We start from the raw sequence: 6,128 nt of genomic DNA, 5'->3' as shown, positions 1-6,128 counted from the left end.
CCCCGCCGCTGCCGCCACCGCGTCGGCGACCGGACCGATGTCCTCGTCCGTCAGGGACGACACGGTCAGCCGTACGCCCGGCGGCGCGGCCATCCGGAAGCGCGCTCCAGGTGCGACCGCCCAGCCCGCGTGCAGCAGCCGCGCCACCGCGCCGGTCTCGTCGGCCACCGGCACCCAGACATTCATCCCGCTGCGGCCGTGCGCCTCGACGCCCCGCTCCGCCAGCGCCGTGACCAGCGCGTCACGGCGCAGCCCGTACGACCTGGCCACCGCCCGCGCGTCCACGGCTCCCGAGGTCCAGAGCTGGACGACGGCCCGCTGGAGGAGCCGGCTCACCCAGCCGGGACCGAGCTGCTGACGGCCCAGCACCCGGTCCACGGTCTCCGCGTCGCCGGTCAGCACCGCGAGCCGCAGATCGGGTCCGTACGCCTTCGCGGTGGACCGTACGAGCACCCAGCTCTCCGTGGCTCCGGCGAGCGGATGCAGCGGTACGTCCACGATGCGATGGCCGTGGTCGTCCTCGATGAGCAGCACCTCGGGACGGGCCGCGAGCAGGGCGCGCAACTCCTCCGCGCGGGCCGCGCCCACCACGGCGCCCGTGGGATTCTGCGCACGGCCGGTGATGACGACCGCGCGCACCCCGGCCCGCAGCGCCCGGTCCAGCTCGGCGGGGAGCGGCCCGTCGTCGTCGAGTCCCACCGGTACGGGCCGCAGTCCGAGCGCGGGTACGAGATCCAGCAGACTGCCCCAGCCCGGATCCTCGACGGCGACCGCGTCACCGGGCCGGAGCCGGGCGGTCAGCACCCGCTCGATCGCGTCCAGCGAACCGGAGGTGACGGCGACGGGCCCGGCGGGCACTCCGTCGGCGTCGAGCTCCGCACGTGCCAGCCGCGCCAACTCCGCGTCCACGGGCGGCTGTCCGTACATCCCGGGCTCTCGCGCGTTATGGCGCGCGGCGGCGGCGAGAGCGTCGTCCAGCGCGGGCAGCAGAGCCGGATCGGGATTGCCCTCCGACACATCCCGTACGCCGGGAGGCGCGTCGACGCGGATCGAGCCACGGGCCGTACTGGCCGGACGCGGTCGCACCCGGCTGCCTCTGCGCCCGGCCGTCTCGATCACTCCGCGCTCGCGCAGAGTGCGGTAGGCCGCCGCGACGGTGTTCGGGTTGACGCCGAGCCGTGTCGCCAACTCCCGCATCGGAGGCAGCAGTTGGCCAGGCGCCAGCTCACCCGCACCGACCGCGCGCTCCACGCTCGCGGTAATCTCCGCCGCGCCCCGACCTGTAATCCGATACTCTCCTAGCACAAAGAACATTATGCACTAGTGCAATGGAGGACGCCATGCCGGAGACCGCGCCACCGAGCGCCACCGCCGCCTACCGGCCCACCGCACGGACGGTCCCCACCCGCGCCAGGGAGCGGGCGGCGTACGACCGTGAGCTGGTGCACGCCATCCTGGACGAGGCGTATATCTGCCATCTCGGTTTTGTGCGCGATGGAGCGCCCGTGGTTCTTCCGACGCTCTACGGCCGGGTGGGCGAGCGGCTGTACGTCCATGGCTCGACCGGCTCGCGCCCACTACGTATGGCGGGCGGGCCGCGATCGGCGGGCGAACAGGCCGGAGCAGCCTCCGACGGTACGGAGGCTCCCGGGCTGGCGGTCTGTCTGACGGTGACCCATGTCGACGGTCTGGTCCTGGCCCGCTCCGCCTTCCACCACTCGATCAACTACCGCTCCGTGGTGGTCCACGGCATCGCCCGCCAGGTGACCGACGCCGGGGAGCGGCGCACCGCCCTCGACGCGATCGTCGACCATGTGGTGCCCGGCCGCTCGTACGACTCGCGCCCGGCCAACGACCGTGAACTGGCCGCGACCGCCGTGATCCGCCTCGATCTGGACGAGGTCTCCGCCAAGGTCCGTACCGGCGGTCCCAACGACGACGCCGAGGATGTCGGACTGCCGCACTGGGCCGGCGTGGTGCCTCTGGCGCGCGGCTACGGCGCTCCGGTACCGGCCGACGATCTCGACCCGGCCGTCACTTTGCCCGACTATCTCTCGGTGCTCTGAGGCGCTCTCCCGCATGCACGGGGTGCTCTCCCGCACGCATGAGGCGCCCTCGCCACGCGACGGAGGCGCGGATCACGGGCAGGATCACGGACATGACTCCCATGAGATCCGCGCCTCCGCCGTCGCCCGGTGTCAGACCAGCGCCGCCGCGGCCCTGCGCCGGACCGCCGCACTCCTGGCCTCCGCCAGCGCGAGCCCGGCCACCGCCGCGAGCAGCAGGAGTGTGCCCACGACGGTGGCGACGGTCAGGCGCTCACCGAGCAGCGCGACCGCGATCACCGCCGCGCTCACCGGCTCCAGCAGCGTGATCACAGAGACGGTCGCGGCGCGCACCACCGCCGCGCCCGCGAAGTAGAGGGCGTAGGCGAGCGCCGTGGGCACGGCCGCGACGTACACGAACAGCCAGATCACGCGCGCCGGTTCCGCGGTGTGCGGCACCAGCCCTTCGCCCACGGCGAGCGGCAGCAGCAGGACCGCGCCGATGGCGAAGGCCCAGGCGGTGGTGGCCATGGGGTCGGCTCCGCCGCCGTCCCGTCCCAGCCTCCGGGTGAGCAGGGTGATCGCCGCGTATCCGGCCGCCGACAGGATCGCCAGCGCCACTCCGACGGGACGTACGGTGCCGCTTCCGCCACCGAGTACGAGCACTCCGAGACCGGCCAGCGCGCCGGTCACCGCGACCAGACCGCCGCCGCCCAGCCGCTCGCCCATCGTGAAGCGCGCGCCGAGCGCGATGAGGACAGGTCCCGCGCCGAGGGTGACCACCGTGCCGACCGCGAGCCCTGTCGCCTCGACGGCGGCGAAGTAGGCGCTCTGAAAGACGGTCAGACCGATGCCGGTGGCGACGGTACGGAACAGCCGCCGGCGCCGTGGCTCAGCGGCGCCGGGCATGGGCTCACGGCGCCGCCGCAGCGCGAGCGCGCCGAGCAGCAGGACGAGCCCGCCGGCACAGCGCCAGAAGGAGAGCGCGAGAGGACCGAGATCGCTGATCCGGTAGACCAGCGAGCCGGCGGCTCCCGCGGTCCCCCAGGCGATCCCGGCGATGATCAGAAGGAACAGGCCTTGCCCGACGGGCATACCGGACCCGACGGGCATACCGGAAGCGGGCGCGGAAGAAGAAGCGGAAGAAGGCATCGACACGTGACGTCTCCGTACAAAGAACGGGTGGATGGTCGCTCAGCTCCGTCACGCGGGCAGCGACGAACCGCACGGGAATCAGTGCTGTCCGAAGGACAGCCCGGCCCGAGCCCGGTCTTCGTCGGCGGATGGCCGCCCGCGCTATGCGGCGGGAGGCGGCAGTACGGTCGAATGCATGATCGGCAGCCTAGGGTGTGGTGCGCTCGGCGGACAACCGCGTCCCGCCCGTGGACAGTTCCGTCGCCGACCCGCCACCAGGTCCGCCCGCCACCGGCCCTGACGGCGGTGCCGACGCCGTCGGAGTCGTCGACTGCGCGATAAAGGCGCCGACGAGCACGACGGCTCCACCGACGATCTGCGGCGCCGAGAGATGCTCCCGCAGCAGCACCCAGGCCAGTACGGTCGCGACGACGGCCTCCAGACAGGCGACCACGCCCGCCACCTGCGGGGAGAGCTTGCGTACCGAGACGACACCGGTCACATAGGCGAGCACGGTCGCGATCAGGACGATCCAGCCCAGCAGCAGTCCTGCGGAGACCTCGTAGCCGCCCATGTCGGCGCTTCCGCCGAGCAGGGACCAGTCCATGCTCCAGGGACGGGCGACGACGGTCAGCACGCCCGCGCCGACGAGCAGCCCGTACGCGATCACGCCCAGCGGATCCGGCGCGTCCTCACCACCGGTGCCCTGGTCGGCCAGGATGAAGTAGAACGCCTGGCAGCAGGCGGCGCCGAGTCCGAGCAGGACTCCGACCGGATCGAAACTCAGCCCGGCCCAGACCTCGACCACACAGGCGAGTCCGCCCACCGCGAGCACCACGCCCACGGCGGCGGCGCGGGTGACATGCCGCCGCTGGACGAAACGTACCCAGAGCAGCACGAGCACCGGGCCGAAGTACTCGATCAGCAGCGCGACCCCGACGGGGATACGGGAGATCGACGCGAAGTAGAAGGCCTGTACGCCGGCCACCGCGAACAGGCCGAAGCCGGCGAGCAGCGCGGGCCTGCGCAGCAGCAGGGCACGGTGGCGCCAGGCCAGCGGCAGCATGACCACCGCGGCGCCGGTCACCCGTAGCCAGACCACATGGAGCGGATCGAGCCCCGCTTCGATGAGCGGCTTGGCCGCGACGCCTGAACCGCCGAACGCGAACGCCGACGCCAGGGCGATGCCCAGGCCGACGCTCCTCCCCTGAGACGCGTGCATGGCGACATCATGACAGGTGACGTCAGGAGTAACACCCTTGTGACACCTGTCGAGACACAGCGGCCGGAACAGCCACCACCGTCGCGCTCGGCGCTCAGCTCTCAGCGCCCGGTTCGCAGTACTCAGCACTCAGCTCTCAGCACTCAGCCCGGCCCCGCACTCTGCCCGTGCGCCCGGGACAGCCGCTCGGCCAGCGCCTCCGCGTCCACACCGGCCCGTACGAGCACATCGACCGCCCGGCACTCCCGGTCCGAGACGAGCGCGGCGAGCAGATCGAGCCCGCGGGCGCGCGGTTCGCCGTGCCGCGCGGCGCGTTCCAGCGCGCGCCGCATGGCGGTGACGGCCCCCGGCGACCAGCCGCTCATGGCACGCTCCCGCACCACGGGCACGGCGCCCGAGTCCTCCACCGTCCGCTGCCAGCGCAGTCCGTAGCCGATACTGCGCTGAACGAGATAGCCGAGCACCTTGACCACCTGGTCACCCGTCTGACCACCCGCATGGCCACCGCCGCCGAACGCCGACCGCACCTCCGGGTCCGTCTCCAGCAGCGAGTGCAGCAGATGGGCCGTGTCGATCTGCGCGTCACCGTCGCGCAGCGCCCTGCGGCGCGCGCCCGAGAGCACGGAGACCAGTTCCGTCGTGAGCCGGGCCTCGGCCGCGGCACGTCTCCGCTCGGCACCGGCACGCGCCGGCGCGTTGTCGGCTCGGGTCGGTGCGGTCTGTTCCGGCACCCGCGGAGGAGGGCTTTGCACCCTCCCACCCCATCAGTCCCGTCTGCGCCCGACATCCCCGCCGGGGAGCATTTCCGCGTCCCACCGAAGGTGGGCGCGTCCGGCCGGGTTCTCCTCCTTACGTAGGAGATCGCGGCCCTAATCCCTCAGGGACTCGCGCCGCCTTGCTTTCCGCGCATCAACGTCCGCACCGCCGTCCTCAGCCTGCCGTCCCCGCGCTGTCCCCCGCCTGCCGTCCCTCGCCCGTGCGCAACCGCCATGGAGCGCCCTCGCGTCCGACACGTACGGACGGCGCCATCACCCGCGGCGGCCGGGAGGAGAGTCTCGTTGTACTGGATGGTCGCCCTGCTCGCCGTGGACGGGCGGCAGTACGTCTACCGCGTGTACGCGCCGGCCGACGCGCTGCGCGGAGACATCTTCTGGGCGGCGTTCCACTGCCATGACGAGGGACCGTATCCACGGGCGTCGGACTGGTTCGACTCGGCGGTGTTCTGGCGGCTCGGCTCGGCCGACCGGGTCTGACGGCCGGCAACGGACACGCGCGCGGGCCCCGCGGCCGAAACCGCGGGGCCCGTGTCGTGCCGGCGGGACCGTACACCGGTCCTCGTCAGTCCTTGTCAGTCCTCGTCGGCGAGGATCAGATACAGCTTCTTACGGGACTCGTTGATGATCCCGAGGGCCTTCTGCCGCTGCTCGGGCGTACCGGTCTTCCAGACCTGTCCGAACGCTTCCATCAGCCCGAATCCGGCCTGCCGGATCTCGTTCACCGTGTCCCAGTCGAAGGTGCGCCCGGCCTCTTCCCACGGCGCGTCGGGCCCCGATTCGGCCTCGGTGCGCCCGGTCTCGGTGAGCGTGAACAGCTTCTTGCCGCCCTCGCTCCGGCTGATGATCAGCCCTTCGTCCTCCAGCAACTGGAGTGTCGGATACACCGAGCCGGGACTGGGCCGCCAGGCCCCGCCGCTGCGCTCGCCGATCTCCTGGATCATCTCGTACCCG

General features: G+C 72.4%; 7 protein-coding genes. 2 read left to right on the top strand and 5 right to left on the bottom strand.

Annotated features, from left to right (window positions below):
* Positions 1-1,305, bottom strand: a 1,305-nt coding sequence (locus GA0115259_RS35445) for an aminotransferase class I/II-fold pyridoxal phosphate-dependent enzyme (protein WP_093604479.1), incomplete at its 3' end; no start/stop codon positions are given.
* A gap of 35 nt (positions 1,306-1,340) precedes the next feature.
* On the opposite strand from GA0115259_RS35445, the gene GA0115259_RS35440 reads away from it, so the two are divergent.
* The gene (locus GA0115259_RS35440; RefSeq protein WP_093604475.1) at positions 1,341-2,066 is read left to right on the top strand and encodes a pyridoxamine 5'-phosphate oxidase family protein; all 726 of its coding nucleotides are present in this window, start codon (positions 1,341-1,343) and stop codon (positions 2,064-2,066) included.
* A gap of 132 nt (positions 2,067-2,198) precedes the next feature.
* Here GA0115259_RS35440 and GA0115259_RS35435 read toward each other — a convergent pair whose 3' ends face one another.
* The 3 genes from GA0115259_RS35435 to GA0115259_RS35425 form a co-directional block, all read right to left on the bottom strand.
* Positions 2,199-3,158 carry a DMT family transporter gene (locus tag GA0115259_RS35435; RefSeq protein WP_237540725.1) on the bottom strand — a complete coding sequence of 320 codons (960 nt, stop codon included), beginning with the start codon at positions 3,156-3,158 and terminating at the stop codon, positions 2,199-2,201.
* A 229-nt stretch (positions 3,159-3,387) separates the two neighbouring features.
* Positions 3,388-4,401 (bottom strand): EamA family transporter, encoded by a 1,014-nt coding sequence (locus GA0115259_RS35430; protein ID WP_093604471.1) that lies wholly within the window; start codon positions 4,399-4,401, stop codon positions 3,388-3,390.
* Between the two features lie 143 nt (positions 4,402-4,544).
* On the bottom strand, positions 4,545-5,153 hold the full coding sequence (locus GA0115259_RS35425; protein ID WP_093604469.1) for a Clp protease N-terminal domain-containing protein: 609 nt from the start codon (positions 5,151-5,153) through the stop codon (positions 4,545-4,547).
* A gap of 306 nt (positions 5,154-5,459) precedes the next feature.
* On the opposite strand from GA0115259_RS35425, the gene GA0115259_RS35420 reads away from it, so the two are divergent.
* Entirely contained in the window at positions 5,460-5,654 is a 195-nt protein-coding gene (locus tag GA0115259_RS35420; RefSeq protein WP_093604467.1) for a hypothetical protein, read from the top strand.
* A gap of 95 nt (positions 5,655-5,749) precedes the next feature.
* On the opposite strand, the gene GA0115259_RS35415 is transcribed toward GA0115259_RS35420, so the two are convergent.
* On the bottom strand, positions 5,750-6,128 hold a 379-nt coding region (locus GA0115259_RS35415; RefSeq protein ID WP_141716831.1), incomplete at its 5' end, for a PadR family transcriptional regulator.

Origin of the sequence: Streptomyces sp. MnatMP-M17, from assembly GCF_900091995.1 — a bacterium.
Taxonomy (GTDB): Bacteria; Actinomycetota; Actinomycetes; order Streptomycetales; family Streptomycetaceae; genus Streptomyces.
This window is presented reverse-complemented; position numbering and strand designations above follow the sequence as displayed.

What these genes read in the sequence shown, in the direction of transcription:
- GA0115259_RS35435 (WP_237540725.1), bottom strand. Translation starts at nt 3,158, where the DNA reads ATGCCCGTCGGGTCCGGTATGCCCGTCGGGCAAGGCCTGTTCCTTCTG.
- GA0115259_RS35440 (WP_093604475.1), top strand. Translation starts at nt 1,341, where the DNA reads ATGCCGGAGACCGCGCCACCGAGCGCCACCGCCGCCTACCGGCCCACC.
- GA0115259_RS35430 (WP_093604471.1), bottom strand. Translation starts at nt 4,401, where the DNA reads ATGCACGCGTCTCAGGGGAGGAGCGTCGGCCTGGGCATCGCCCTGGCG.